We start from the raw sequence: 353 nt of genomic DNA on the forward strand, positions 1-353 counted from the left end.
GAGTTCATTGTCATACGCATATGCTTTTAAATTTTATCACGGATGCAGTGACAATGCGCCCAGAGAAGGCCACTTCCCTTGCGCTTCCTTTTGCAAGCTATAGTCTATATTGTATAAAATATTAAAAGGGGGTAAGATACCATGTCGAGTGAAATGTGCTGCCTGGGAGAGAAAGGCGTAGCCGAGATCAACACCTATCTATCCAGCAAAAAGAACAGCGTCGTCCAAAGCCTCGTCAACGTGATCGGCGACAAGGAGGGAAAGCCGGCGACCTACGTGGCCGGAAGCATAGAAGAGGCCTGGGCCAAAGGCATAGAGGAAGCCGAAGCGCTCCAGGGGCTTTACATAGACGA

1 pseudogene is annotated in these 353 nt (G+C 49.3%); it reads left to right on the forward strand.

Annotated elements, in window-relative coordinates:
• Window positions 1-141 precede the first annotated feature (141 nt).
• Window positions 142-353, forward strand: a pseudogene (locus tag EZM41_RS00685) (hypothetical protein); the annotation flags it as partial.

Source organism: Acetomicrobium sp. S15 = DSM 107314, assembly GCF_016125955.1.
Lineage (GTDB): Bacteria > Synergistota > Synergistia > Synergistales > Thermosynergistaceae > Thermosynergistes > Thermosynergistes pyruvativorans.